The sequence below is a fragment of the Pseudomonas phytophila genome, assembly GCF_025643095.1.
Lineage (GTDB): Bacteria > Pseudomonadota > Gammaproteobacteria > Pseudomonadales > Pseudomonadaceae > Aquipseudomonas > Aquipseudomonas quasicaspiana.
In genome coordinates, this window is record NZ_CP081201.1 from 2,693,342 (window position 1) to 2,719,208 (window position 25,867).

Annotated in this window: 22 protein-coding genes; 8 read left to right on the forward strand and 14 right to left on the reverse strand. The window is 56.7% G+C overall.

Translation table 11 applies throughout. From position 1 onward, the window contains the following. Window positions 1-104: 104 nt before the first annotated feature. On the forward strand, window positions 105-422 hold the full coding sequence (locus tag K3169_RS12060; protein ID WP_099268615.1) for a hypothetical protein: 318 nt from the start codon (window positions 105-107) through the stop codon (window positions 420-422). A gap of 29 nt (window positions 423-451) precedes the next feature. On the opposite strand, the gene K3169_RS12065 is transcribed toward K3169_RS12060, so the two are convergent. Both K3169_RS12065 and K3169_RS12070 read right to left on the reverse strand, forming a co-directional pair. After that, window positions 452-1,126: a response regulator transcription factor gene (locus tag K3169_RS12065; protein ID WP_263271704.1), complete on the reverse strand. Its 675-nt coding sequence runs from the start codon at window positions 1,124-1,126 to the stop codon at window positions 452-454. A 60-nt stretch (window positions 1,127-1,186) separates the two neighbouring features. Next, the gene (locus tag K3169_RS12070; RefSeq protein ID WP_263271705.1) at window positions 1,187-2,827 is read right to left on the reverse strand and encodes a phosphoethanolamine transferase; all 1,641 of its coding nucleotides are present in this window, start codon (window positions 2,825-2,827) and stop codon (window positions 1,187-1,189) included. A gap of 322 nt (window positions 2,828-3,149) precedes the next feature. Between K3169_RS12070 and K3169_RS12075 the strand changes: the two genes are divergently transcribed. Genes K3169_RS12075 through K3169_RS12090 form a run of 4 tightly spaced genes read left to right on the forward strand, consistent with a single transcriptional unit; the run spans window position 3,150 to window position 5,843 of the window. Continuing rightward, complete coding sequence (locus tag K3169_RS12075) at window positions 3,150-3,839, forward strand: histidine phosphatase family protein (protein ID WP_317633759.1); 690 nt, start codon at window positions 3,150-3,152, stop codon at window positions 3,837-3,839. Next, window positions 3,836-4,705: a phosphatase PAP2 family protein gene (locus tag K3169_RS12080; protein WP_099268617.1), complete on the forward strand. Its 870-nt coding sequence runs from the start codon at window positions 3,836-3,838 to the stop codon at window positions 4,703-4,705. The genes K3169_RS12075 and K3169_RS12080 overlap by 4 nt, the downstream gene beginning before the upstream one ends. Before the next feature lie 12 nt (window positions 4,706-4,717). Beyond that, the gene (locus tag K3169_RS12085) at window positions 4,718-5,467 is read left to right on the forward strand and encodes a phosphatase PAP2 family protein (protein WP_263271708.1); all 750 of its coding nucleotides are present in this window, start codon (window positions 4,718-4,720) and stop codon (window positions 5,465-5,467) included. 10 nt (window positions 5,468-5,477) lie between these two features. Then, window positions 5,478-5,843: a hypothetical protein gene (locus tag K3169_RS12090; RefSeq protein WP_049826681.1), complete on the forward strand. Its 366-nt coding sequence runs from the start codon at window positions 5,478-5,480 to the stop codon at window positions 5,841-5,843. A gap of 146 nt (window positions 5,844-5,989) precedes the next feature. On the opposite strand, the gene K3169_RS12095 is transcribed toward K3169_RS12090, so the two are convergent. From K3169_RS12095 to K3169_RS12105, 3 genes are all read right to left on the reverse strand, one after another. Continuing rightward, window positions 5,990-7,195 (reverse strand): sugar transporter, encoded by a 1,206-nt coding sequence (locus K3169_RS12095; protein ID WP_122704867.1) that lies wholly within the window; start codon window positions 7,193-7,195, stop codon window positions 5,990-5,992. Window positions 7,196-7,317: 122 nt separating this feature from the next. Next, window positions 7,318-8,742 carry a sugar porter family MFS transporter gene (locus K3169_RS12100; RefSeq protein WP_122805466.1) on the reverse strand — a complete coding sequence of 475 codons (1,425 nt, stop codon included), beginning with the start codon at window positions 8,740-8,742 and terminating at the stop codon, window positions 7,318-7,320. Between the two features lie 431 nt (window positions 8,743-9,173). Next, window positions 9,174-9,686, reverse strand: a complete 513-nt coding sequence (locus K3169_RS12105; RefSeq protein WP_263271709.1) for a GNAT family N-acetyltransferase — start codon at window positions 9,684-9,686, stop codon at window positions 9,174-9,176. A gap of 247 nt (window positions 9,687-9,933) precedes the next feature. Between K3169_RS12105 and K3169_RS12110 the strand changes: the two genes are divergently transcribed. Then, window positions 9,934-12,738 carry a PAS domain-containing sensor histidine kinase gene (locus K3169_RS12110; RefSeq protein ID WP_231677368.1) on the forward strand — a complete coding sequence of 935 codons (2,805 nt, stop codon included), beginning with the start codon at window positions 9,934-9,936 and terminating at the stop codon, window positions 12,736-12,738. Window positions 12,739-12,856: 118 nt separating this feature from the next. Here K3169_RS12110 and K3169_RS12115 read toward each other — a convergent pair whose 3' ends face one another. Genes K3169_RS12115 through K3169_RS12130 form a run of 4 tightly spaced genes read right to left on the reverse strand, consistent with a single transcriptional unit; the run spans window position 12,857 to window position 17,488 of the window. Then, window positions 12,857-13,333 (reverse strand): response regulator, encoded by a 477-nt coding sequence (locus K3169_RS12115; protein WP_099268620.1) that lies wholly within the window; start codon window positions 13,331-13,333, stop codon window positions 12,857-12,859. Further along, complete coding sequence (locus K3169_RS12120) at window positions 13,330-15,642, reverse strand: ATP-binding protein (RefSeq protein ID WP_231677369.1); 2,313 nt, start codon at window positions 15,640-15,642, stop codon at window positions 13,330-13,332. The genes K3169_RS12115 and K3169_RS12120 overlap by 4 nt, the downstream gene beginning before the upstream one ends. Continuing rightward, entirely contained in the window at window positions 15,639-16,307 is a 669-nt protein-coding gene (locus K3169_RS12125; protein WP_027902411.1) for a response regulator, read from the reverse strand. The genes K3169_RS12120 and K3169_RS12125 overlap by 4 nt, the downstream gene beginning before the upstream one ends. Beyond that, the gene (locus K3169_RS12130) at window positions 16,304-17,488 is read right to left on the reverse strand and encodes a sensor histidine kinase (RefSeq protein ID WP_231677370.1); all 1,185 of its coding nucleotides are present in this window, start codon (window positions 17,486-17,488) and stop codon (window positions 16,304-16,306) included. The genes K3169_RS12125 and K3169_RS12130 overlap by 4 nt, the downstream gene beginning before the upstream one ends. Window positions 17,489-17,670: 182 nt before the next feature. On the opposite strand from K3169_RS12130, the gene K3169_RS12135 reads away from it, so the two are divergent. Beyond that, window positions 17,671-18,180, forward strand: coding sequence for an SgcJ/EcaC family oxidoreductase (locus K3169_RS12135; RefSeq protein WP_231666232.1), 510 nt, complete (start codon window positions 17,671-17,673; stop codon window positions 18,178-18,180). A 92-nt stretch (window positions 18,181-18,272) separates the two neighbouring features. Then, window positions 18,273-18,455: a DUF6021 family protein gene (locus K3169_RS12140; protein ID WP_099268623.1), complete on the forward strand. Its 183-nt coding sequence runs from the start codon at window positions 18,273-18,275 to the stop codon at window positions 18,453-18,455. Window positions 18,456-18,481: 26 nt separating this feature from the next. Here K3169_RS12140 and K3169_RS12145 read toward each other — a convergent pair whose 3' ends face one another. The 5 genes from K3169_RS12145 to hutH form a co-directional block, all read right to left on the reverse strand. Beyond that, window positions 18,482-20,251, reverse strand: coding sequence for an EAL domain-containing protein (locus K3169_RS12145; RefSeq protein ID WP_231677372.1), 1,770 nt, complete (start codon window positions 20,249-20,251; stop codon window positions 18,482-18,484). Window positions 20,252-20,376: 125 nt separating this feature from the next. Continuing rightward, entirely contained in the window at window positions 20,377-21,702 is a 1,326-nt protein-coding gene (locus K3169_RS12150) for an MFS transporter (RefSeq protein ID WP_263272272.1), read from the reverse strand. 294 nt (window positions 21,703-21,996) lie between these two features. Further along, window positions 21,997-23,298: an Nramp family divalent metal transporter gene (locus K3169_RS12155; protein ID WP_231677373.1), complete on the reverse strand. Its 1,302-nt coding sequence runs from the start codon at window positions 23,296-23,298 to the stop codon at window positions 21,997-21,999. A 306-nt stretch (window positions 23,299-23,604) separates the two neighbouring features. Further along, complete coding sequence (locus K3169_RS12160) at window positions 23,605-23,886, reverse strand: hypothetical protein (RefSeq protein WP_049827168.1); 282 nt, start codon at window positions 23,884-23,886, stop codon at window positions 23,605-23,607. Between the two features lie 153 nt (window positions 23,887-24,039). Next, on the reverse strand, window positions 24,040-25,569 hold the full coding sequence (hutH, locus tag K3169_RS12165; protein ID WP_231677374.1) for a histidine ammonia-lyase: 1,530 nt from the start codon (window positions 25,567-25,569) through the stop codon (window positions 24,040-24,042). Between the last annotated feature and the right edge of the window lie 298 nt (window positions 25,570-25,867).

Genomic DNA, 25,867 nt, shown 5'->3' on the forward strand with positions numbered 1-25,867 from the left:
CGTGTATCCCTATCATGCCCACGTTTGAACGGATGGATAGGCAAACTGACTATCCATGAACCAATAAGCTCGGTGCGAGCATTATTTTACATGGAGCCAAGGACATGCATGGCTATGGAATGATAGGAGATCTGCTTCATCTGGCTCTTTACCTGATGAGTATCGGATTTTGGGCCGTTCTATGGATGGTCTGCATTTTCAACGCCAAAGGTCGACTCAGGAAATTTCTAGGGGCACATGCACTGTTGATATGCACATTGGTATTCCCGGTGTTGCCTGCCACATTCATCGGCGGCGCGCTGCTTGCCTTTGGCATCGAAGGCATTGCCTGGAGCTTTTGTATCGTGGGTGTTGGTGTGCCGTTGGCAGGTCTGGGGCTGGTGCAACGCTATATTCAGATCAGACCCGCGGGCCGCGAGTAAGCTCTGGCGACCCTGCCTCAAGTGCCGAACTACCGAGGCCCTTGCAGTTTGTAACCCATGCCATGAACGGTATGCAGCAACGGGATATCGAACGGTTTGTCGATAGTCTTGCGCAACGTATACACGCTGGTGCGCAGACTGTCCGAGTCAGGCGTATTGTTGCCCCAGACGGCTTGTTCGAACTCCTTTCGTTTAACCACCATTGGGCTTTTTCGCATCAATAACTCGAGCAGCACCATATTGGTAGGGTTGAGCTTGAGTAATGTTCCGCCTCGCCTAACTTCCAGCGAGTCCAGATCGTAGGTCAGGTCGTGGATCTTGAGCACGTTCTTCTTCATGCCGGTTGAGCGCCACGTGACCGCCTCAACCCGCGCATACAACTCCGAGAGCGCGAACGGTTTGACGATGTAGTCGTCGGCGCCGACGTTGAACCCGGTCAAACGATCTTCCAGTTGATCACGTGCAGTCAGCATCAGGACCGGAACCTGCTGGCGGGCGTCTTCGCGCAGCTTTCGACAGAGCAGATTGCCGTCCATGCCGGGCAGCATCAGGTCGAGGATGATCGCGTCGAAATTGCCGGTCGTCGCCAGATGCAGTCCCGTCAGCCCGTCCAGCGCACCGACGACTTCACAACCTTTCAGCGTGAAGTACTCCGAAACGTTGGCGAGAATATCTTTATGGTCTTCGATAACAAGTATGCGCATCGGGCTCACATTATTTTCTGGTCTACCGGGACAGGGGGGCTGTCCCGGACATGACGTTTGTTATTTGTTGGCCAATACGCCGTCAGCAGTACCGTTTCTGCAACCGGCAAACATATCCAGCGACGGGTCGTAAACGTGAGTATGCACCTTCAATAAACCCAGCATCGAATGGAACAGGTTGTCCTGGCTCAGAGACGCATTACGGGTTTGTTGCAGGCATGCCGTATCAAGGGCAAAAGACTGCTGATAGTTATCCGAAAACCAGACCATCATCGGCACATGTTTTTGCTGGTCCGGGGCGAGCATGTAGGGCGTGCCGTGGAGGAACAGGTTGTATTCACCCAGCGACTCACCATGATCGGAAAGGTAAATCATCGCGGTGTCTACGTTGGTCTGGTTGCGGCGCAGGATATCAATCAGGCTCGCGAGTACGTGGTCGGTGTAGAGCAACGTGTTGTCATAACCGTTCACGATACTGTCCCGGCTGCATTTATCCAGCGCATTGCTTTCACAGACCGGGGTGAATTTCTCAAACTCCTTCGGATAACGTTTGAAGTATTCCGGGCCGTGGCTACCCATTTGATGCAGTACCAGCACCGTGTCTTTGTCCAGGTGCTCAATGAAGTTCTGCAGCCCTTGCAGCAGGATTTCATCCCGGCATTCACTGTTGGCGCACAGCTCAGGGTCTTTCAGCTTGCTGACATCCTGCAGCGTAACCCGGTCGCAGGTGCCTTTGCAGCCGGACTGGTTGTCACGCCAGATCACGTCTATTCCGGCACGCTTGAGCACGTCCAGCAGACCTTCCTCGGTTTTGGCGGTGGGCGCGTCGTAGTTCTTGCGTCCCATGTTGGAAAACATGCACGGTACCGACACTGCCGTTTCAGTCCCGCAGGAGTGGACGTCCGTAAAGGCAATCACGCCAGGTTCTGCTCGCAGTTGCGGAGTGGTATCGCGGTTATAGCCGAGGATGCCGAAGTTCTCGGCCCGGGCACTTTCGCCTACGACCAGTACGGTGAGCGATTTACGTGGGCGCTGTACCCAGGCACTGTCTCGGGTGGCATCTTCGCCGACTTTCAGAAAAGGTTTTTGCGCCGTAACCACTTGTTCACGCAGGTAGCCAAGTGAGGCACCAACGTAGTTGCTGGGCACCACCATTAAACGTAACTCGTGGTGGTTGCGGAATAGAGACGATAACCCTTGATAGTTGACCAGTGCCACGCTGCCAATCATGGCGGCGCAGCCGAGAGTGACGAGTATCTTGCTGATGAGTTCGCGGTGCAGTGGTCGATAACTGATTGGGGTTTTCCATAACAGTAAAGACGGAACGATGCCGAGCAGTAAGATATAAACGAAAAGTTTAGGCGACAGTAGATCCCATACTTCGGTTGCGTTGGTCTCGGCAAAGTTTCTTAACATACCGGCATCAATCAGTACGCCGTAACGGCTCATGAAATAAGCGACGCCCGCACTGATCATGAATAAGGTGATCAGTACCGGTTTAAATGTTTTGCGAAACGCCAGCAGCGTCAGCGTGATGTTAAACACGCCAAACAACATGATGCCGAACGCCAGACGAAGCATCGCGTTGTGGTCGGTAATACTCACGAGGTGTTGCCAAAGGGTGCTGTTGAATCCGAGTAACAGGAAGGCGCTGCCGAGCGCCGTCGCTACCTCGGGGCGAAGGTGTTTGATTTTAAACATGTGATTCCGCTTCACTGAATGAGGGAGGTCGCTCGAGTGATTGAGCATGGTGTCTCCAATGGCGCAGACTCTAGGCAGGGAATGATCAAATTTTTGTGAAAAACATGCCAATAAAAGGTGGATGTACTTGTAGAAGTTAATGCTAATTGTTAGCAACTGAACGGCGGCTGAATAACTGCATTTTGGCGGGCTGTTTGCGACTTATTTTTCACATCGTTTTCACTGCTCTCCCACGTTGTTAACTTTAGGCTTTGCTCACAGTACGACAACTTCAGGGGGCGACGCCTGACGGTTGCCATGGTCTTTTTGCAGGAGCGAAGGCGTGAGCACTACCCTGATCAATGAATCAGTTATTCCCGGTAAAACCTCTTTCACGGCTATGTTCAGCGGCCGTTCAGTAATGTCCGTGGCGGCGGCTATTTTTGCTGTGGTATTAATTGCCTGGTTTTATAAAGCGACTCCCGTCGTCGATCTAAGTACTAATAACAACTTTAACAATTCTAAATTGTATGACCGCTGGGTCCGGGGAGATGTGGTGGTCATGGTCCGACACGCAGAACGTTGCGATCGCTCTGGTAACCCATGCCTGGGAAGTGCTGATGGCATCACTGTCAAAGGCAGCCAGTCAGCACAGGCAGTGGGTGTCGGCTTGCAGCAAATGGGTCTTGAAAACTCCCGGATCATAGCCAGCCCGCTGACTCGCACTCGCCAGACGGCTGACTTTATTCTGGGTCGAGTTGTACCGACCCAGAGCTGGGCCGGTGAATGCAACAGCGGTTTCAAGGACGCTGTTCTGGCGCACAAGCAGCTCGCACAAAATCTGGTGCTGATTACGCACAGCGGTTGCATCGATCAATTTGAACGCAAGATGGGCGTGCGCGCAGGCGACCGCTCCAGCGAATACACCCAGGCAGTGTTCGTAAGTGTCGACGGTAAGCATGCGCCGAGCATCATCGGTTCAATGGACGCAGCGCAGTGGAAAAACATGACGATCGGGCAGGTGAATCAATGAACGCTTTGAGTGCCCGATCCCGCTTCTATTCCCGCTATCTGGGCGTGCCATTGTTGTTGGCGTTGATAACGTTCCTGGCCTTTGATCTGACCGATCTCGACCGGCTGTTCAGCAACCTTTTTTATGACCCTGCCGCTGGCGTTTTCCCCATTGGTCAAAGTCGTCTTTTTGAACAGGTAACTCACAAGTGGGCCCGGATCATTCCGGACTGGACGGGTGAGCTAGCCATTATCGGTGCATTGCTGTCGTTCGTCTGGCCGTGTGTGGAGCGCTATCGTCAAACACGCCCCGGCCGATTCATCGCCCGCTCGCGGGTGGCAAGTCTGCTGAAATTTCTGCAGCGGCACCGGCTCGATTTCTTTTTCGTCATCGTTGCCTTTGCCCTGAGTACCGGACTGATCCATTACCTCAAAAGCCACACCAGTATTTATTGTCCGGTGGAAACAACGCTGTATGGCGGGAAACAGTTGCATAAGGAATGGTTCGAGAACTTCACGTTGTGGCGTGAAGCGGGCGCTGGTCGCTGCTGGCCAGGGGGACATGCCTCCAGTGCATTCAGCCTGTTCGCCGTGTATTTCGTCGCACGACGCTACCGTTGGCAGCACTCCAGGTTGTTGCTGGCAGGCGTGATTCTGTTGGGCCTCGTCTACGGCACAACGCGGGTCTTGCAGGGCTGGCATTACCTGTCGCATACGTTCTGGGCAGGCATTTTTGTCTGGTTGAGCACGTTGCTGGTGGCGCTGTTTTTCTACGGCCGCTCGGCCTTGCAGCAGCCGATACGAGCCGGCGCAGAGCCCGGGATTGAGTCCGTACCGCTAACCCCAGAGCCCCAACACTTAACAAGCACTGCATCTGTAATCCAATAACGGAACCTGTCCATGGCTATTGCACTACCGCTTCGCGCATCGCGACCTTTTGATTTTCGACTCGCATTAGGTATCCCCATCGTCTTGATGGGGCTGATGTTGCTGCTCGATCCAACGGCTCTGGATTTCTCCATCGCCCAGATGTTTTATGTGCCGGGCGAGGGCTTTATTGGACGTAAAAGTTACTGGCTGGAAGACATCCTCCACGACCGCGTGAAGCAGGCTGTGATTGTGCTATTCGTTGTACTGACGATTGCGTATCTGAGCAGCTGGTTTTCTTCCCGGCTTGCTGAATGGCGCCGGCCGCTGGGTTACACCGTTCTGGCGATTGCATTGACCACTACCATTGTGACGCCGCTGAAAGTGGTGACTGCCGTGCAATGCCCGTGGAGCCTGAGCGATTTCGGCGGCAGTGAGACTTACACGCCACTGCTCAGCCAGCGCCCGGACACCCTCAAACCTGGCCGCTGCTGGCCGGGCGGGCATGCTTCTACCGGCTTCTCGTTGCTGGCCTTGTTCTTTGCCTTGCGGGACCGTCATCTGAAAGGGGCACGAATCGCCCTGGGGATTGCGCTCGGGTTGGGCGTGATTTTGTCGGTGGGCCGGATGATGCAGGGGGCGCATTTCCTTTCCCACAACGTCTGGACTTTACTCTTTGACTGGGTGATTTGTGTGCTCTGCTACCGCTGGATTCTCTATCGTCCGCAAGCACTGACGTCGCTCAACTCTGGCTCTATAGAAGCGGCAGGCGGGAAGGGCTGACATCATGTACATGCAAATCTCGGGTGGACGTGCCATTGCGGTGTTGTCGTTGTTTCTGTCTGTCGCTGTGCTGGCAGGCTGTGAAAGCACCCGGGAACGACTGCTCGCTCAGGGGTATCCCGCGCCGTATGCCAGTGGCTTTGACGACGGCTGTGGCAGTGGTCGGCAAGCGGCTGGCGCCCTCGGTGAGTTTCGCAAGAACGTGCCCGTCTACCTGGAGGATCGCAAGTACGCCACGGGCTGGGATGACGGCTTCCGCCAATGTCAGGCCACTACCACCAGCGACTTTCAGCGTCATGTGGGTATCGACAGCCAGGCCGATCGGGATTGGCAGCACAGCAAGGATCAGGCGTGGAGCAGGGCGATCCGGCACTGAAAGATGAGGCGCATGGCGAAAATGAATGAACAGTATGGCGTTTGCAAACGCTATGCAGAGTGCTGGAAGCGTCAGTGACGTTCGTCTGCATGGCCACCCGGTATCACGCACCGGGCGGCTCAACTGAAGGCTTCTGAGCAGGTCCGTCAGTGCATGATGTCAACGGTGCCAGGTCCCGGTTCAGCACTGCCATAGCGCTGGCTCGTTATCCGACTGATGATCAGGGCACACAAGGCCAGGAACCCTCCGACGAAGCCGACCCATGCGGAACCCAGGTGATGCACCACGATACTGCCCAGCAATGCACCGGCACCGATGCCGACGTTGTAGATGGCCGAGTGCATGGCGGACGCGACATCCGTGGCATCGGGTGCCAGCTGGATGACCTGCGACTGCATCAGAATGCCGAAGCACAACATCGCCAGCCCCCAGAGCGCAAAGACCACGACCAACGTGTAAATGCTCCATGAAGCCCAAAGCATCAACGTCAGGCAGATGCACAAAGAACCGATGGCCATGGTGGTCAGGTGGTTGGCGAAGCGGGTGTACAGGGTGTTGAAGAAAATCGACCCCATCAGTCCGGCCAGGCCAAAGAGCAGCAGCATCCAGGTGGTGGTTTCTTCGCTGAAGCCCGCAACCGATTGCACAAACGTCTCGATGTAGGTGTACGCGGTAAAGTTGGCGGTGACCACCAGTGCCGTGATGCCATACAGAGAAACCAGCGCCGGGCGTTTGAACAGGATAGGCAGGCTTTTCAGGCTGCCGCTGTTTTGACTCGGGAGCAGGGGAAGCTTTTTAGCCAGCAGAAACCAGATCAGCGCTGCGACGGCTGCGATGGTGATAAACGTCGCGCGCCAACCCATGCTTTCGCCCAGCACGCGGCCGATGGGAATCCCCAATACCATGGCCAGCGAAGCGCCCATCGCCAGCAGGCTCAATGCCCGCGAACGATTACCGCCCGGGGCCAGGCGTACCGCCAGCGAAGCGGTGACGGACCAGAACACCGCATGCGCCAAGGCAATGCCGATCCGGCTGATCACCACCATGGTGAAATTTGGTGAAAGACTAAGGACGATGTGGCTGACGATCAGCGTGCCAATCGCCACTTTGAGCAACAGCCGTCGCTCGACGTTGCGAGTCAGCAGCATCATGGGCAGGGACATCAGTGACACCGTCCAGGCATAGACCGTCAGCATCGGTCCCACCTGCGCAGCGGTCATGTCGAAGCTGCTGCCAATGGCATACAGCAGACCCACCGGGGCGAACTCGGTGGTGATGAAGATGAAAGCTGCTACTGCCAGTGCGCCTACACTGATCCAGCTGGTCTGTTGGGTGTCGGCAGAGGTACTCATGAATCCTCGCAAAAAAAATTGGCGGACGCTTGAGCGTTCGAGCGTCCGCCGGGTGTATTACTGAGCCATTGAGCGTATCAGGCTTGCAAGCTCCTGCGATTAGAGCAGCAGGCCCGAGGTGTTTACAGCTCTTTTTTCATGTGTTTCTCGATCTCTTCCAGTGATTTGCCCTTGGTTTCCGGCAGGCAGAAGAACACAAACAGTAGAGAGCCGACGTTGATTACCGCAAAGACAAAGAACGTGGGGTTACCCAGTGTGTCCAGCGCCATTGGGAACAGAAATGCTACCGCTGCGTTGAACAGCCACTGCATGGACACCGCCGTACCGGTCAGCAGGCCGCGGATCTGCGAAGGAAACAATTCAGACATAAGCAGCCAGTAAACCGGCGAAATGCACATCTGCATGAACAGCAGGAACAACAGGATGCAGGCGAGGGCGGCGTAACTCTGGGTCAGGTTCTGCGGCATGAATTGCAATACGCAACCCAGTGCGATCTGGGCCAGAATCACTGTCACCAATCCGGTCATCAGCAAATGGCGACGGCCATAACGCCCAATGGCCCAGATGCCCAGCAGGGTTGCGATGACCGAGACGACGCCGTTGCCGATGGTGGCTGTCAGAGCGGCATTAGTGCCCATGCCAGTGGTCTTGAGAATGATCGGGGTGTAATACATGAAGGCGTTCACGCCCGTGAACTGAGCGGTGAAACCCAAGCCAATGCCGATAAGCAACAGCTTGATTATCCATCCCTGACGCAGCAGCTCGGAAACAGGCGGACGCTTGCGGGCGTTTTCCTTCTGCGACCTCATTTCTTCGACTTCGCGCTTGGCCTCTTCAGGCGTATCGCGCAGCTTTTCCAGCACATCCTGGGCATCGTCAAAGCGCCCTTTGGCGGCGAGCCAGTGCGGAGAAGGCGGGACGAAGAATGTGCCGACCAGCAGCAAAATACCGGGCAGCATGGCGATAGCCAACATGTAGCGCCAGATGTGCGACGAGCTCAGCAAGGCCGCCATCAGAGCACTGAGGACGTAGGCCAGCAATTGACCGCTGACGATCATCAGTTCGTTGCGGCTGACCAGTCGGCCACGTTTTTTCGGGCCGGCAATTTCCGCAATGAACACCGGTACCGTGGCTGAGCCGCCACCGACCGCGATGCCCAACACAAAGCGAGCGGCAACCATGAACGGAATCGACGGTGCGATGGCGGTACCCAGGGCTCCCGCGATGAATAGCAGTGACAGCAGGCGCAGGGTAACGCGGCGCCCGTAACGGTCGGACAGATAACCACTGCCCAGCGATCCGAACGCTGCGCCGACAATCAGCGAGGACGTGATTAGCCCTTCTGTAAAAGCGTTAAGCCCTAAACCACCCTGCTCGACAGGCAGTGTCATGAAAGGCAGCGCACCGGCGATGATGCCGGTGTCATAGCCGAACGCCAAGGCACCCATGGTTGCAACGAGTACGGAAATGAATACCAACCTGCGGGCCGAAATATGCTGCCCGCCTTTATCGCCGCCCAAGGAGGCGGTTGTCGTGTTTGAGGACATGAACTGCAGATCCTTTGATTGAACGATGACGCGGCTGGGCAGGGGACGTTCCGATGCTGGTGCAGATTGACGGAAAATAGCCTTGCCAGACCGCTGGCTTGAAGGCTTAGGGGGTGGTCAGTCGGGCTAGTTCCGTAAAAACCGGAAACATATTGAATTAAAGGTTAATCGTTTCAGCGTGCGGGATTGCGCGCGTGTAATGTTGCCGGGTTTTGGCGCAAGCAATGAGCAGCTTGAGAGCAGACGTGGGACCGGTATTGGGCGGAGGGCGGTTTGTCGGCCGAAGAAAATTGAGCGAATACCCCGACGTCCTTCAGGCTGAAACAGTTCCTGCAGATTTTCGTAGGTTCTGTGGGAGCCGGGCTTGCCCGCGATTGGGTTTACAGATTATCGCTGGCAATCCCGGCCCACAGGTCCTGCGCAGTCCTGCGTCAGGCCCGAATGCGCGCCATGGTCAGGGCATCGGTGAACTGACCATCACGAACGGCATAATCACGCAGCAGCCCTTCGGTTTCGAAGCCTAGCTTTTCATAGAGAATCACTGCCGCCTGATTGTCTGAATAAACCATCAGCTCGACCCTGCGCAGTTTCATCCAGTTATCAGCCACTTCCAGCAACGCAGTCAAAAGCTGTTTGCCGATGCCCTGGCCTTGCCAGTCCTGCGCGACGGCCATGCCGATCGAGCCACAATGACTGCGGCGGATGCGGGAAAACTGCTCCAGCGAGCCTTGCCCAACCACGGTCCCTTCATGCAGTGCCACGAGGCTGATCATTCGTTCGTTACTGCTGTCCAGCCGTTTACGCCAGATGTCAGCGGATTGAAAAGGCATTTGCAGGACTTGCCGGGCAACTGCAGGGACGTTGTACAAAGCGGTTACGCTTTCGGCGTGGGCCTCGGTAAAACGTTCGACAACGATGGCAGAGGACGGGGCGCGCATTGGCATTCATTCCTTAAGTGCGGGTGCGGCCCGTCAGTATACGGCAGCCGTGTGTAACAAGGCTTGCATAGGCTTCTTCAGCGAACGCAGAACGTTTTTGCGTCCCAAGGGTCAATCTGTTTGCAATTAGCCAGTACCTGCAGAAACTGCGATGATTGCGTTTGTTTGCCAGCACTCCAGACTCAGCGGTTCTCTTGCGCTGATTCGGCCGATGATCTTCGTCTTGTGACGCCTTAGCAGTCAGTAAATGCCCATGACCCCCCTCATCAGCCCGACTTCACGCACGCTTCCCGGCGGCGAGACCGGCGCAGCCATCAGAGCTATTGATTGGGCTGCTACCCCCCTCGGTCCTATGCAGAATTGGCCTGCGCCGATACGGTCGGCGTTGAGCATCATGCTTAACTCACCCGAAAGCCTGTATCTGCTCTGGGGGCAGGATCTCAATTTCTTTTTTAACGATGCCTACCGGCCCATTCTAGGCCCGCGTCTTGAAGGGGCCTTGGGGCAGAGCGTCACCACACTCTGGGCTGACGCGTGGGAGCAGGTGCGTCCGGTAGTGGAGCGTGCTTTTGCTGGCGAATCCAGTCGTTACGAAAATCAGCCGATCAGCATGGCGCGCTATGGCGTTGAAGAGCAGACCTGGTGGACATTTTCATTTTCGCCGATCTACGACGAGCTCGAAGAGTCGGTGCTCGGCGTTTTGTGCCATACCGTCGAAACCACTCATTCGGTGCGCGTTGACCAGCAACTCAAGTCCAGCGACGAACGTTACCGTGCACTGTTCAGCAACATTGATATCGGCTTCTGTGTGCTGGAAGTGTCGTATGCAGAAGATGCATTGGCGGGCTGCCATCTCGTTGAGATAAACGCTGCCTTCGAGAGCATGACCGAGCTTAAACAGCAGATCGGCCAAAGTCTGCGGGACATCGCCGAAGGGCGTCCGGTGCCCTGGTTTGAGGTCTATGCACGAGTTGTATTGAGCGGCAAATCGATGGGCTTTAATGCTCCCGCTGTTGCCCTCAACGGGCGCTGGTATGAAATTTACGCCTACAAGATCGATGACTATGCCCAGAACCGCATTGCGATGCTGTTCAAGGACGTGACTGAAGCCCTGCGTATCGAATCCTCGTTGCGGGATACCGAAGAATTCAACAGCCGCGTATTGGCCAGCAGTAACGACTGCATCAAGGTTATTGATCTGGATGGCAACCTGGCGTTCATGAGCGAAGGCGGTATGCGTGTCATGGAAGTCAGCGATTTCAACGCCGTACGCGGGTGCCCTTGGCCCGACTTCTGGCAGGATCAGGGACATATCGACGCCAAGGCAGCCATCGAACGTGCAAAGGCCGGTTTGTCTGGACGCTTTCAGGGCTTTGCCAACACCTATCTCGGCGCGCCGAAGTGGTGGGATGTGCAGGTGACGCCGATGTTCGATGCCGCAGGCGCGGTGGAGAAGATCCTCTGCATTTCTCGTGATATCACCGCCACTCGTGCTGCGGAAGAAGATTTGCGCAAGCTTAATGCCACGCTCGAAGAGCGGGTTGAAGCCCGAACTCAGGATCGCGACCGTATCTGGCGGTTGTCGACTGACCTGATGCTCATCGCCGAATTTGACGGTGCCATAACGGCAGTTAATCCGGCCTGGAGTCATCTGCTGGGCTGGGCTCCCGAGGAGCTGGTTGGCAGATCGTTTCTGGAGTTTTTGCACCCGGATGACGAGCTGAGCACAGCGGCCGCTGCGGGGAAGCTTTCTCAAGGCATCAGCTTCTCCAGCTTTGAAAACCGCTATTTGCATAAGGATGGTTCGTACCGCTGGATATCCTGGACGGCTGTACCTGATCAGTCCTATATCCATGCCGTCGGCCGCGATGTTCAGGCCGAACGCGAGGCAGCAGAAGCATTGCGCCGCACCGAAGCCGCATTACGCCAGTCGCAGAAGATGGAAGCGGTTGGTCAGTTGACCGGTGGTGTGGCCCACGACTTCAATAACCTGCTGACAGTGGTCAAAGCTTCAACCGATCTGCTCAAGCGTAATCTGGACGAGGAACGACGTCGGCGCTACATCGACGCGATCTCCAATGCGGTTGATCGGGCGAGCAAACTGACCGGGCAACTGCTGGCGTTTTCCCGTCAGCAAACCCTGCGTCCTGAAGTCTTTGACGCAGGCAAGAGCGTCCGGGCCATCGGCGAGATGATCAGTTCACTGACCGGTGCACGGATCGAAGTGGTGGTCGAGCTTCCAGCGCAGCCTTGCTACATCAATGCCGATGCCGGGCAGTTCGACACTGCGCTGATCAACATGGCGGTCAACGCCCGGGATGCCATGAACGGCGAGGGCACGTTGAGGATTTGTGTCGAGCCGGTAGGCCATATACCCGCTCGACGGACCCATGCTGCCGTGGTTGCCGATTATGTGGCGGTTTCATTGATCGACACCGGTTCGGGAATCGCACCGGACTTGCTGGATCGCATTTTCGATCCGTTCTTCACCACCAAGGATGTCGGTAAAGGCACAGGACTTGGTCTGTCACAGGTCTTCGGCTTTGCCAAACAGTCCGGGGGCGAAGTAATCGTCGAGAGCGAGTTTTGCGAGGGCAGTAAATTTACCCTCTATCTGCCTCGGTCCATCGCCACGCCGAGTGCGGAATATGCGGCACTGGATATGGAACTGCAGACTAGCGGCGAAGGCGCCCGGTTGCTGGTGGTTGAGGACAACCCCGAAATTGGCGATTTTTCCAGCCAGACGTTGCGAGAACTCGGCTACGACATTCACTGGGTCAGGAATGGGGTCGAGGCCTTGGCGGTACTGGCAGAGCGGGCTGATACCTTTCAGGCAGTATTTTCCGACGTAGTAATGCCAGGCATGAACGGTGTGGAACTTGCTCTTGAAGTCCAGAGATTGTATCCGCAGCTGCCGATTGTTTTGACCAGTGGTTACAGTCCCGCTCTGGCTCAGGGAAACTCCCAGGGCTTTACGTTTCTGCAAAAGCCGTATTCGGTTGAAGCGCTGGCCCGGCTGCTGCGTAACGAGATAAGTGCGCGGCAAGGTGGTTGCTGAAATACTTGTCTGTAGGAGCTGCCGAAGGCTGCGAAGCATTTCTCCTGACACACCGCGATCGCAGCCTTCGGCAGCGCCTACAGATTCGAGGTTTGCGACAGCGCAGTGCCATGGACAGCTAACGTAACTCTCGTGGCGTGCTCCCCCCACGCCGCTGTTGCAGTAATTCAATCTGCTCCGCCGGCAGCAACTGCCGAAGGCTCTTGTAGAGCACGCGGGTTTCCAGCAGGTTCCAGACCCTGAGCATGGTTTCCAGTGCGTCCAGTGGTTTGCTGATGAAGTCCCTTGCACCTAAAGCCAGAGCGCGTATCCGTGTATCACGAGTCGCATCGGCGGTGAGTACCAGAATGGGTAAATACTCATGGGGCGGGATACGCCGCCCCAGTTGTTCGAGCACGGCAAAGCCATCAAATTCAGGCATGTGCAGGTCCAGGATTACCAGATCCGGCTCGAAGCTATTGAACAGCTCCAGTGTGTGCGTAGGCTGGGTAGTGCTCAGGACGTTAAGCAGTCCTTCACGGGCGAGTAACTGCTCCATCAGTTCGAGATTGGCGCGCTGATCGTCAATCAGCAGGATACGAAGGTCTTGAGTCATACAGGCTCCGTGAGGAACTGATCAATCTGGTCGTAGAACATCCGGACGTTGATCGGCTTGACCAGAATGGCTGTGGCGCCCGCTTCGCGTAGCACCTTGTGAGTCATCGGCGTGGCGTCGGCGGTCATCATCAGGATCGGGATATTTGCAGTTTGTACAGCGCGACGCAGGCGGCGCAGTATTTTGATGCCGGAGATATCAGGAAGATTGATATCCAGAAGAATCAGGTCCGGCGCATGTCGCGTAGCCAGATCCAGGCCCATCTGTCCCTGCATGCTTGAGAACAGTTGAATGCCCGAGCGCCGCTGCAGCAAGGTTTCTATGAGTGTCAGGCTGGCCAGGTTGTCTTCGATACACAGCACACTGGCCCGATAGGGCGCAGAAGTTGGCTCCGGGTTATCAATCACTGTGCTGATTTGCGACGCGACCACAGCCGTCTCCGGCTTAATGACGGCGTGGGGCAAACTTAAAATGAAACTGCACCCCTCATCTGTAGCGCTGAGTACCTGAAGGCTGCCGTCCATCATTTCCAGAAGATTCTTGCTCAGTGCCAGGCCAAGACCGGTGCCCTCAACCTGATGGTCGGCGTTCAGACGTTCAAAGGGCCGGAATAATTTGTGCAATTGATCCTTGGCAATGCCGGGGCCCGTGTCCGATACCGTCACCGAGAGCATCTGGCCACTGCGGGTTACCTGGAGGGTGACTTCACCCTCTGTGCGGTTGTATTTGATGGCATTGGAGAGCAGGTTCAGCAGCACCTGCATCAATCGCTGGCGGTCGGCGATTACACCTTCGTCGGGGCGTATGACTGGCAGGGGAGCAATACGGATCCGCGCTTCACTGGCCATAGGTGCAACCAGCGCCAGCGCTTCGTGCAGGACGGAGCCTAGCGCAATGCGCTCCAGATTGACCGGCAGGTGCCCTGACTCGATACGGGCAATGTCGAGGACCTCATTGATCAGGGTCAGCAGGTGCTGGCCCGCCTTGAGGATATGTCCGATCTGCTGACGCTGTGTCGGCAGTGGATCAATTTCCAGCAGTTGCGCAAAGCCGAGAATCGCATTCAAGGGGGTGCGCAGCTCATGGCTCATGCGTGACAGGAACTCACTTTTGGCGCGGCTGGCGCGCTCGGCTTCTTCCCGGGCTGCGCTCAAAGCGATTTCGGCGGCATGACGGTCGCTGATATCCCGGGTGACCTTGGAAAAACCGCGCAAGGTGCCGCTGGCATCGTACTGGGCGCTGATAACCACACTGGCCCAGAAGCGGCTGCCATCCTTGCGGCGTCGCCAGGCCTCTTCCATGAAATAGCCTTTGTTTCGGGCTTCTCGCAAAGCCATTTCCGGACGCTGAGGGCACTGCTCCGGCAAATAGAAAACGGAGAACGGCTGACCGATGATTTCCTGTTCGCTGTAGCCCTTTATTCGCTCTGCTCCGACATTCCATGTCGTGACACGGCCGCTGGCATCCAGGGCGAAAATACCGTAATCCTTGACCGCGTCGATGATCAGTCGCAAGCGTTCTTCGTTATCCCGTAACGCGCCTTCACGCTGGGCCAGCAGGTGCGCGGCCTCCACCAGACGGGTGCCCAATTGGCCTATTTCGTCCTTTTCCGCAGGTTGCGGCATCAGTGGATGACCCGCAGCCAGCAATTGCGCGTTGCGCTTCACATGCTCGACCCGGCTGACGATGCCTCTGGACAGCAAAAGCATTGCCGCGACAGCGGCGAATACCCCGCAGCAGGCGGCCAGAAACGTGGCGAACACCAGCCGCTCACGGGTTTCAGCAGCGGCTGCGGTACGTTCTTCCAATAATGTGGCTTCACGGTTGCGCATGGCGCTGATCTGTTCTCGCAAGGTGTCGAGCACCTGTTTGTTGCTCACGAGAATATCGGTGACAAGCGCCGGGTCTTTACCGTTGCCCTCACGCAGTTTTGCCAGGGCCCCCAGCTTGATGTTGATCAGCGGAGTGATGAGTTGCAGGCGATCACGAATTTCAGGGTCACGAACGTTGGCATCCAGACGCTGCAAGGCCGCATCAATCAATGGCCGCGCGCTGTTGTAGGCTGGCAGAAAGTCTTCGCGATGGGTGAGCAGATACCCACGTTCGCTGGCGGCTGCCTCGGCGAGAAGGGTGTGAACCGTTTGAATATCTCCTTGCACCAGCAGCACCCGGCGGACATCTTCTTCGGCACGAGCGGTCTGCCGTTCGGCGAGGTAAATCAGCACCAGTGAGGACAACAGGATCACCAGCGGCAGGGCGATTGCGATCAGCGCCTTGCCCCTGAGTGGCAAATCCGACCAGCGACTCATGTCCAGTTTCCGTCAGGCTGGGCAACCAGCCCCAGGGCTATGCCGCGCACCGCAGCCTGGGTTCGGTCAGAGGCATCAAGCTTGCTGATGACGCGTTCGACATGGGCCTTGACGGTGCCGGTGGCGATACCCAGTTTTTCGCCAATCTCACGATTACTGAATCCTCCGGCAACCAGTCCCAAAACCTGACGCTCTCGTTCGGTGAGGTTTTCCCGAGGCGCTGAACCGGCGGCCCGGCGGGTGGCGATACGTCTCAGCAGACGTGCACTCATCGCGCTGTTCAGCGCGTCCTCTCCGGCTGCGACCCGACGCAGAGCATTGATGACCTCCTCGCGACTGGCGTCCTTGAGCAGATAGCCAGCAGCCCCGGCTGCAATAGCCGCTTCCAGATGATCCGGACTGTCGTCCATGGTGAACATCACCACTTTCAGTTCCGGCATGCGTTGTTGCAGCAGGCGTGCGGCACCGAGGCCGTTGAGGATCGGCATGCGCACATCAAGGATGGCGATATCCGGGCGCAGGCGTTCGCAAAGCTCCAGGGCTTCCTGACCATCATTGGCTTGCCCCACGACTTCAAACTCCGGATGTCCAGCCAACAGCGAGATGAACCCTGCGCGGGTCACTTCATGGTCGTCTGCCATGACCAGTCTTATTGTTCTGTTCATGCCGGGACCTCGTTGTTGCCCAGCGGGACAATGGCACTCAAACGTGTACCTTTGCCCGGCTGACTGGCACATTCAAACCGGCCACCGACAAGGTGAGTGCGCTCCTGCATGGCCGTCAGTCCCAACCCTTCCGTCGAGCCATTTCTCGATGCTTGCCGGGCTGCAAACCCTCGACCCTGATCTTCAATCAGCACGGCAACTTCTGCGCCGCGCATTTGCAGGGCAAGCCTGACACTGCAGGGACCGGCATGCTTGAGGACGTTGTTGATGGCTTCCTGTGCAATGCGGAATAAGGTGATTTCAATGACATCGGGCAATCGCTCGGCATATTTGGCCGTCCATTGCACGGCGTGACCCGCTTCGCGCAAGCGATCCGCCTCCTTGTCTATGGCCTGAAGAAGACCGAAGTCATCCAGCACAACCGGACGCAGGCCGCCGATGAGTTGTCGACCCTCGCCGACACAGCGTTGCGCCAGTTGCAGAATCGTTGACAGCTCCTGACTCAACGGCCCAGAGAGGTCAGGGCATTGGCTGGCAAAACCTTGCAGGCGTTGGTGAAGACCTGCCAGGGTTTGTGCCAGCCCGTCATGCAGGTCGTAGGCGACCCGTTTGCGCTCATCTTCCTGAGCACTGAATAAACGATGAACCAGCTCGGACATGGCCCGCTCGCGTGCCGACAGCGCATCGAGCAAACGACTGTTTTCCAGATGTGCCGCGAGCAGGGTGGCCAGCAGTTGAAGAGACTGCAGGTCTTCGGTATCAGGCGCTGCAATGTTCGCGCTGTTGGCCAGCAGCAGGGCCGCGAAGGGCTCGCCGTCGGCACCCAGTAGGGGTAGATGCAATACGCAGGGGATTTCTGCACAAGGCTGAACTCGCCATTCCGGCGTCAGGATGGTCCTGTCGAGGAGTGTCGTCAGTGTCTGAAAGCGTTGTGGATTGCCATGGCTGGCGCTCAACCTCGAGGGCGTCTCGCCGGTCCATTCAAGCAGAATGCCCTGATCCAGCGCCAGAAATGCACAGGCTCTCTGTACTGCGCGTTGGCGCATTGAGGAGGGCGAAAGGCGGGTCAGTTCGTGGCCGGTGTCGACGAGCAATCTCAATCGCGCGGCACGACTTTCCCATTGACGGTACTGACTGCGCAGATTGAGCGCGCTGGCCGGATCATCGGAAGGCTTGTGCATGTACTGCTCCAACACAGGGGCCGGATCCATTCGGCAAAAAGTGGCGCCATTAGACCTTTTCCGGTGTGGTGCCGCTATCTGCCAAATGGCATAGACAGATCGCACCAATCGGCTGATTGCCGCACGTTCGAGACGCGGCACAGTAGCTCCACCAAAAGCCGATAGGAATACCGTAAATGAAGCTGAACATAAAAATTTCTGCTGTGGCGCTGATCGCTATTCTGGCAACGCCCCTGGTCCATGCTGTCGACACTGCGCCGGTCAAACCGCATTCCTACACGGAGATCGCCCCGCAACCGACTGATGTCAAAGATCGTGAAATCGCCGCGCTGTTCGAGCGCTGGAATCGTACGCTGCAGACGGGTGACTCCGCCAAGGTAACCGCTCTTTACGCGAAGAACGCAATCCTGCAGCCCACTGTATCCAATAAAGTGCGCACTACACCTGCGGAGATCAAGGATTACTTCGACCACTTCCTGGTGCTGAAACCAGTCGGGGTCGTCAACTTCCGTGAGATTCGTCGCCTGAATGAAAACAAGGCGCTGGACACCGGCGTGTATACCTTCACGCTTACCGAGGCTGACGGCAGCAAACGTCAGGTGCAGGCACGCTATACCTACCTCTATCAGAAGATTAATGGTGAATGGCTGATCCTGAATCATCACTCTTCGGCCATGCCACAGCAGGGATGAGGGCCCGCTCGTCAGTTACGCTGCACTTTGCGAGCTGCCCTGCTTCTTAAGTGAGTAGCCCAACGCCGTTGGGCATTTACCAGGAGGTGAGTATGGCGACCAATCAACGTGACCCCGAGCAGGATCTGGGTTTTGACCCGGACTCTCCTGACCTGGCAGACCCGCAGGTCGATCCGGTGGGGCCAGCAGAGTCTCCTGAAGATGGGCATGACCTTGACGAGGACAAACGCGTGAATGGCGACGACAAGTACCCGCCCTATAAGAGCGGCGAGTAACTCTCGTACACACGAGTTAGTGAAGGTCAGGCGCTCAAAAGGAAAGGGCTGCCCATCATTGTCAGCATGATCTGTTCGGCTGAAAGCGGTCGGCTTAGAAAGAAGCCCTGTGCCTCATGGCAACCGTAGCCCCTGACCAGATCCATGCACTTGAAGGTTTCGATTCCCTCTGCAACGGTTCGATAGCCCAACTGATGCGCCAGCTGAAAAACAGATTGAGCAATGATGCGGTTGCGTGGTTTGTTTTCCAGATCGGTAATGATCGACTTGTCCAGCTTGATCACGTTTGCCGGGATTTCATGCAGGTAAGCGAAGTTGCTGTAGCCTGTACCAAAGTCGTCGATGGCGACATCCACGCCAAGCGCGCGAATCTCCGCCAATTGGGCCAGCACATTGTTGCTGGCCCTTATCCATTCACCTTCGGTTATCTCAACCTCGACCCGATGCGGGCCGATGTTGTGCTTTTCGCAGTCCGCTTTCAACGCCTTTGCGATATCGATGTGCTGAAAGTCCAGGGCTGAAAGATTGAGCGAGACCTTGGCCTCGCTGTCGGTCCAGCCAGCAGCGGCAGCCAGGGCATTGTCGATAACCCAGCGAGTCACAATGCTGATTTGCCCGGAACGTTCAATCAGCGGGATGAACTCAGCGGGGGATACCGGTCCGAAAACTGGGTGATTCCATCGAAGCAATGCTTCGGCGCTGACCTGACGGCCATCCTCAAGTCTGAAGCGTGGCTGGAATACCAGCGAAATATCGCCTCTGGAAAGCGCGCCAGCGACATCGTGAATCAGGGCGTCGGAGCGACGAGACGCGCAATTCGGGTTTTCATCCCAGACAGCCCAGTCAATTCCATCCCGGGCGGCTAAGTCCGCTGCGGAGCGGGCCTTGCGCAGCAGATCACCGATTGATTGTTTTCCATCTCCGCATACAGCAATGCCTATGCGAAGACCGGGCAAGGTGGATATCGAATCTTCGGCGCAGGGTTCGCAAACCATTGTGCTGAGGGTAAGGATCAACTCGCTTTGATCCTGAGGTCTGGCAGGAATCAACAGGCACAAGTGGCGCTCGCTGATATGGTAAGCCGTGAGCTCTTCACCCAGCGCCTGGCTAAGGCGAGCGGTGATGTCCTTCGCCTTTGCATCAATGAGTCCGGAGTCTTGTTCAAGCGCAAAGCCATGAGCCCACTGGCTTTCAAGAATCTCGACAACCATCAGTACCCGTGTTGAAGCCTCAGCATCCAGCCATGGACCTGCGTTGTCGGTCAGAAACTGGCGCAGATTGGGCAGACCGCTTGTGGCATTGCACATGCTGGTCTGTTGTCGCTGTTCGATCTGCGAAATCACCATCTCGGCCAGATCCTGAAGGACCAGTGTTTCGGCATGGCTGAGTTGATGAGGAAATTTGTCGATGAGGCACAGGCTGCCTATTGCATGCCCGTCACGCGTGATCAGGGGGGCTCCGGCGTAGAAACGGATGCCGCCATCAACCGTCACCAGCTCATTATCCATGAAGCGTGGATCAGCGCAGGCATCAACGACCTGCATGACGCCTTCCTGCTTTATCGTGTGCGCGCAGAAAGACTGATGAATAGGGGTTTGCGGCTTCGGAAAGCCGACTCTGCCCGCGAACCACTGACGATCCTTCTCTACCAGCGACACCAACACGGTGGGTACGTTGAAATAGGCTGAAGCCAGTCGGCAGATGCGATCAAAGTTCTCGTCAGCGGCGGTTTCCAGCCACTGGATGGCGCGGATCGCCGCGAGACGTTGTTTTTCGGCTTGTAATGATAATTGCATAGACGTTCCGGACAGCCGCAGAGTGGTCTCGGTATTGAGAGGCCTTGTGCCATCATAGCTGGGACGGCTTACTCTGCAGAAGGTTTCCTACGAACGGCACTATTTTCACTTTATGTGAGGTTCGTTCAGCTTGCGGCAGCGGGGGATTTGCCTGTAACCAGCCGCAATGCGCTGGAAATGCTGCCAACAGCCGCAAAACCGGCACCAATGGCAAGCGCCAGAACCGGTCCATGTTCGCCGCTGATACCGAAGCTCAATGCGACCAGTGCTGCGCCTGTTGCTTGCCCGATCAGGCGTGCGGTGGCGATCGTGCCACTGGCACCGCTGGCTCGCTCTTTTGGAGCGCTGGTCATCAGAGCCTTTTGGTTTGGCGCCTGGAAGAACCCGAAACCGAGCCCGCAGATGATCATGCGAATACCGATTTCCCACGCACTGGCGTCGGCGGGAATCATCGTCAGCGAAATCATCCCCGCGCATAAAATCGCCAACCCGATACCGCCCAGCATCCCTGGCGCATAGCGGTCTGACAGGCGTCCGGCAATGGGCGCGATCATAGCCACGACCACCGACCATGGAGTCATCAGAAATCCGGTCTGGATCGGGTCGCGGCCCAGAACGGTTTCGAAAAAGAACGGCAGCGAGACAAAGGCCAGCCCCTGGGTGGCAAATGAACAGAAAGCGGTGAGGGCGGAGAGGGCGAACATCGGCCGCTTGAGCAAATCCAGCGGGAACATCGGCGCCGGGTGACCGGCTTCGCGACGCAACATCAATACGCCCGCGATCAGAAAGGCTGCCAGAGCGATCAACACACTGGTTTTTGAGCCCAATTGGGCCGCTTCACCCAGAGCGTATATCAGTGCGCCGAAAGTAATCACGTTGAGCACAGCGGTCAGACGATCGAAAGTCAGGGTGCCCGGCTTACTGGCGGGTAAAGAGTTCCAGGCGAATACCAGAGCGAAGATCCCGAGCGGCAGGTTGATTGCAAACAGCCAGGGCCAGTTGGCGACCGACAATACTAAAGAGGCGATGGTGGGACCGGCTGCAAATGAAGTGCCCACCACCAGCGCGTTCATGCCGAGCCCTCGGCCCAGGCGTTCGTGAGAAAAGATCGAACTGATCAGCGCCGCATTGACCGCCATGATGGCGCTCGCTCCCAGCCCCTGCATGACTCGGGCGATGGTCAGGGACGGCAGCGACCAGGCAAAGGTACACAGCGCCGAAGACAACACGAAAAGAATCAGTCCGCCCAGATAAACCTTGCGATGGCCGATGACGCCGCCTAGCGCGGCAAATGGCAGCAAAGTCGCCACAGCGGCGAGCTGGTAGGCGTTGATGACCCATACCGAAGCGGCAGGCGATGCATTCAAGTCAGCTGCGATGCTGGGCAATGCTGTATTGGCGATGGCCGTATCCAGCGTGGCGAGGGCAATAGACAGGAGAATGGCGACCATCCCGCGAAACTCACGAGATGTCAGCCGGGTGGCAGTGGGCGAAGAGGCTTGATCCATTACCAGCAGGGCTCCGTATATTCGAGCAGGGATGCCTGCGCTATGCAGACGCTAGAGTGATCCTGCTGTTTTACACGGCTGCTGTGCAACGGTTTGTTGCAAAATGTTTTCAACGCTAAAGGCACATCAGCTGTAGGAGTAGCCGAAGGCAGCGATGCAGTTTGTCAGGTAAACCGCGATCGCCACTCCGGCCACTCCTGGAGGAATGGGTTCAGATCAGAAGAGCCATTTCGTCCCTCAGCTCAGCAAATCAGTCCCCAACTGGAATGCTACCCACAACGCCAGACCTGTCGCGAATACCAGAGCAATGTTCTCGAACAGGTTGTTGCGGTATTGCTTGTCGAGCAGCTTTTTCTGGTTCGACATGATCAGCAGGCCCAGAGAAATGATTGGCAGACCAATGATGTTCAGTGCATTCACGCCGATGGTCAGGGTCACGAAGTCCGGCATGCCGGGCAGCGACCACACCAGTGGAGTGACCAGAATGAACAACATGAACCATTTGTGCATCGGGTCTTTGTGGAACTCCTTCCCGAATTTCTCGCGACGTTTCGGGAGGATGTGCTGGAACGCATCGGTGATCAGCATCGGGAAGGCCGTTGTCTTGCCCGCGATGCTGGCGAATAGCGTTGCGAACACGCCAACAAAGAAGATGTACCAGCCCGCCGAGCCGAAGAACATTTCCAGGGCTTTGCCCAAGTCCTGCAAGTTAGTCACCTGAATGCCGTTCGGACGCAGAATTTCTGCACCCACAACCCAGATAGCCAGGTTGATGATAATGCCGACGAATACCGCAAACAGCAGATCATTACGCTGCATGCGCTTGTGTTCAGGGCCGATCCAGCCTTTTTCGCGCATTACATACGGGTGTACGAAGTTGGCGATGGAGCCGGCAACTGCCCCAATCACCGAAACCGCCACCAGCAGTGCGCCGTGTACACCTTCATCCGGTGGAATGCTGAAACCTATGGTGCCTTTGAGAATGCCGACCATATCCGGCTTGGACATGATTGCCAGTGCCAGAAACGCCAGGGTCATCAGCGCCAGCAAGCCCTTCATGACGCCTTCAATCATGGTGTAGATGTTGCGTCCCACCAACAACCAGACCGCTATCACGACCGCGAAAGAGCACAGCAACGGTTGGTTGATATGCAGCAACATGGCCAGTGCTTCGCCTGCGCCTTTGATCATATAAGCATTGATCAAATGCCCCATGAGCAAGGCGTAGCCGAGCATGAACCAGGCAAAGACGGGATGGAGCTGGGCGTAGCCTTCGAGGATGCTCATGCCCTTGTTATTGCAGAGCTGGAAGCGGGCAATAATGTTGACGATGAGGAATCTGAGGAGCAGCGAAACCGCCAGCACCCACATCATGGCGTAGCCGTAGTTGGCGCCTGCCACTGAAGAGGTGATCAGATCACCGGCCCCCAGCCATGACAGCACCGCGATAATGCCGGGGCCAAGAAGCTTGGTGACTTTGGCAAAGACCGATTCACGCGCAGCAGTAGCTTTTTTATCGACTGAGCTGGTGCTCGTCATAGGAGTATCCCCATTTGTTATTTTTAGTGAGACGGATGCAAGTCGAACATAACGTCAGACGTCGTACAACATCAGATTTTTGATGGAGTGTGTGCAGATGTTTCGGTGGGAGAGGGTAGCGATTGCAACGGTATGCGGGTTTGCAGGACGTGACATATGAAGTTCGACGTGGGGCCGGCTTTAGCCTGAAACAGGCCGATACAGATGACGCATCTGTATCGGTAAAAAAAGCCGCCTTCCCGGTTAAAGCCGGTTCCACGTCAATATGTCAGGGTGGATGCCGTCCTCGACACAGGCATCGCTGATCTAGCCTCCGTCAGTATCAATATCTGCGTCCTTGCCTTGCGTTGGATGCAGGTTGTTGGGGACTTTTTCAGGTTTTTCTTCAGGCTCGTAATCAGGCGTGTACGTGTTGCCACCTGAGTCCTGATTCTGCTCGAACTGGGTGTCAGGCTGACCCTGCGGCCTGCCTTGGGATTGAGAGTCGTACCCTTGAGTCTGTTGCTCCTGGGTCGGTGTATCGGGGGCATTGTCCGGTTTGATTGCCGGGTCGTTGCGGTCGACTGGATCCTGATTTTGATCGCTCATTGTTCACCTCTGATTATTGTTCAGCTGCGATGGCTTACAAAAATCTGAGGACGTCGTTACGGGGTCGTTCGATCAATATGACGACCGGCAACTGATTCGTTATGAATGAGCACCATTCTTGCGGATGGCGCTCAGTTAACAACTCAATCGGAGTCAGCCGTAGAGACGCTCGAACGGCAACCAGCGTGCAAATGCACCTTCTTCCACCCAGGCACGTGCCGCCGCGATGTCCGGGGCGAAATAGCGATCTTCATCGTAGTGGGCGACTTCACTACGGATCATCTCCAGCACTTCGCTGAGTTTTTCCGAGGTGCGCAGCGGTGCGTGCAGGTCTACGCCTTGCGCCGCTCCCAGCAGTTCAATCGCTACCACCGCGCTGCTGTTACCCGCCATATCCAGCAAGCGCCGCGCAGCAAACGTTGCCATGGATACGTGGTCTTCCTGATTGGCTGATGTGGGCAAGCTATCGACCGACGCAGGGTGGGCCAGGGTCTTGTTCTCGGATGCCAAAGCTGCTGCCGTAACCTGCGCAATCATGAAGCCCGAATTCAGACCGCCTTCCTTGACCAGAAACGCAGGCAAGCCGGACAACGCCGGGTCTACCAGCTGTGCGATGCGGCGCTCCGAAAGTGCTCCTATTTCCGAAATCGCCAGGGCCAGCACATCGGAGGCCATGGCGACCGGTTCCGCATGGAAGTTACCGCCTGACAACACGTCGCCATCAGCGCTGAATACCAGCGGGTTATCGGACACCGCATTGGCTTCGCGCAGGAAAACTCCCGCAGCGAAACGCATGTGATCAAGGCATGCGCCCATGACTTGTGGCTGGCAGCGCAGGGAATACGGGTCTTGTACGCGGCCGCAATCCACGTGCGACTTGCGTATCTCGCTGGTAGCCAACAGTTCACGATACAAGACTGCCACGTCGATTTGGCCGGGTTGACCGCGTACCGCCTGAATACGTGGGTCGAACGGTACGTCGGAGCCTTTTAAGGCTTCGACACTCAGGCTACCGGCGACCACGGCTGCGGTGAAAAGCTTTTCCGTGACAAACAGACCACGCAGGGCCAGAGCGGTGGAGACCTGGGTGCCATTGATCAACGCCAGACCTTCTTTCGGGCCCAGTACCATGGGCTCAAGGCCGGCCAGCGCGAGACCTTCGACCGCGTCCATTTCGCGACCCTGATGGCGTACCCGACCCACCCCGATCAGCACGGCTGACATGTGCGCCAGCGGTGCCAGATCCCCTGAGGCACCCACTGAGCCTTGCGACGGGATGCATGGATAAACCCTGGCAGCGTAAAGCGCGCTCAACGCCTGGATGACTTCCCAGCGAATCCCGGAGAAGCCTCGGGCGAGGGAGCCGACTTTCAGCGCCATGATCAGCGCAACGCTGGCGTCATCGAGCAGCGGGCCGGTGCCGGTGCAGTGTGAAAGCAGCAGATTACGTTGCAGTCTGGCCAATGATTCGGTGGGGATCGACGTGCGTGCCAGCAGGCCAAAGCCCGTGTTAATGCCATACACGGTGCGTTGGTTGGCAATGATTTCGTTCACAGTGCGGGTGCTGGCGTCGACCACTTCACGGGCAGATGGATCAAGCTCGAAAGGGCTTTGCTGCTGATAAATGGCGCGCAACTGATCGAGATTGAACTGACCTGGCTTGAGTAGAAGTGCTGCTGGCATGGTGCGCTTTCCTGCTTGAGTTGTAGTTTTTTGCCGAACCGGCCCGGGAATTATCCACGAGGTCGGATACTTGAGTTATATCATCCTGTATATACAAGATAAGGCAAAAGCCGGGCCAAGCAAATATGTTCCCGGTTTTGTTGGACTGTAGAGGATTTGTATTGGTGGGCTGCGGCGTGCCTGTCACCGAAGGTGGCATCGACTGGTGCGGGATGCCCGGCTTTGGGGCGGCTGGAAACGTTTGAGTGTGGAGGTTGCGTTCGCTTGGCAAGCACTGGATCTGTAGGAGCTGCCGAAG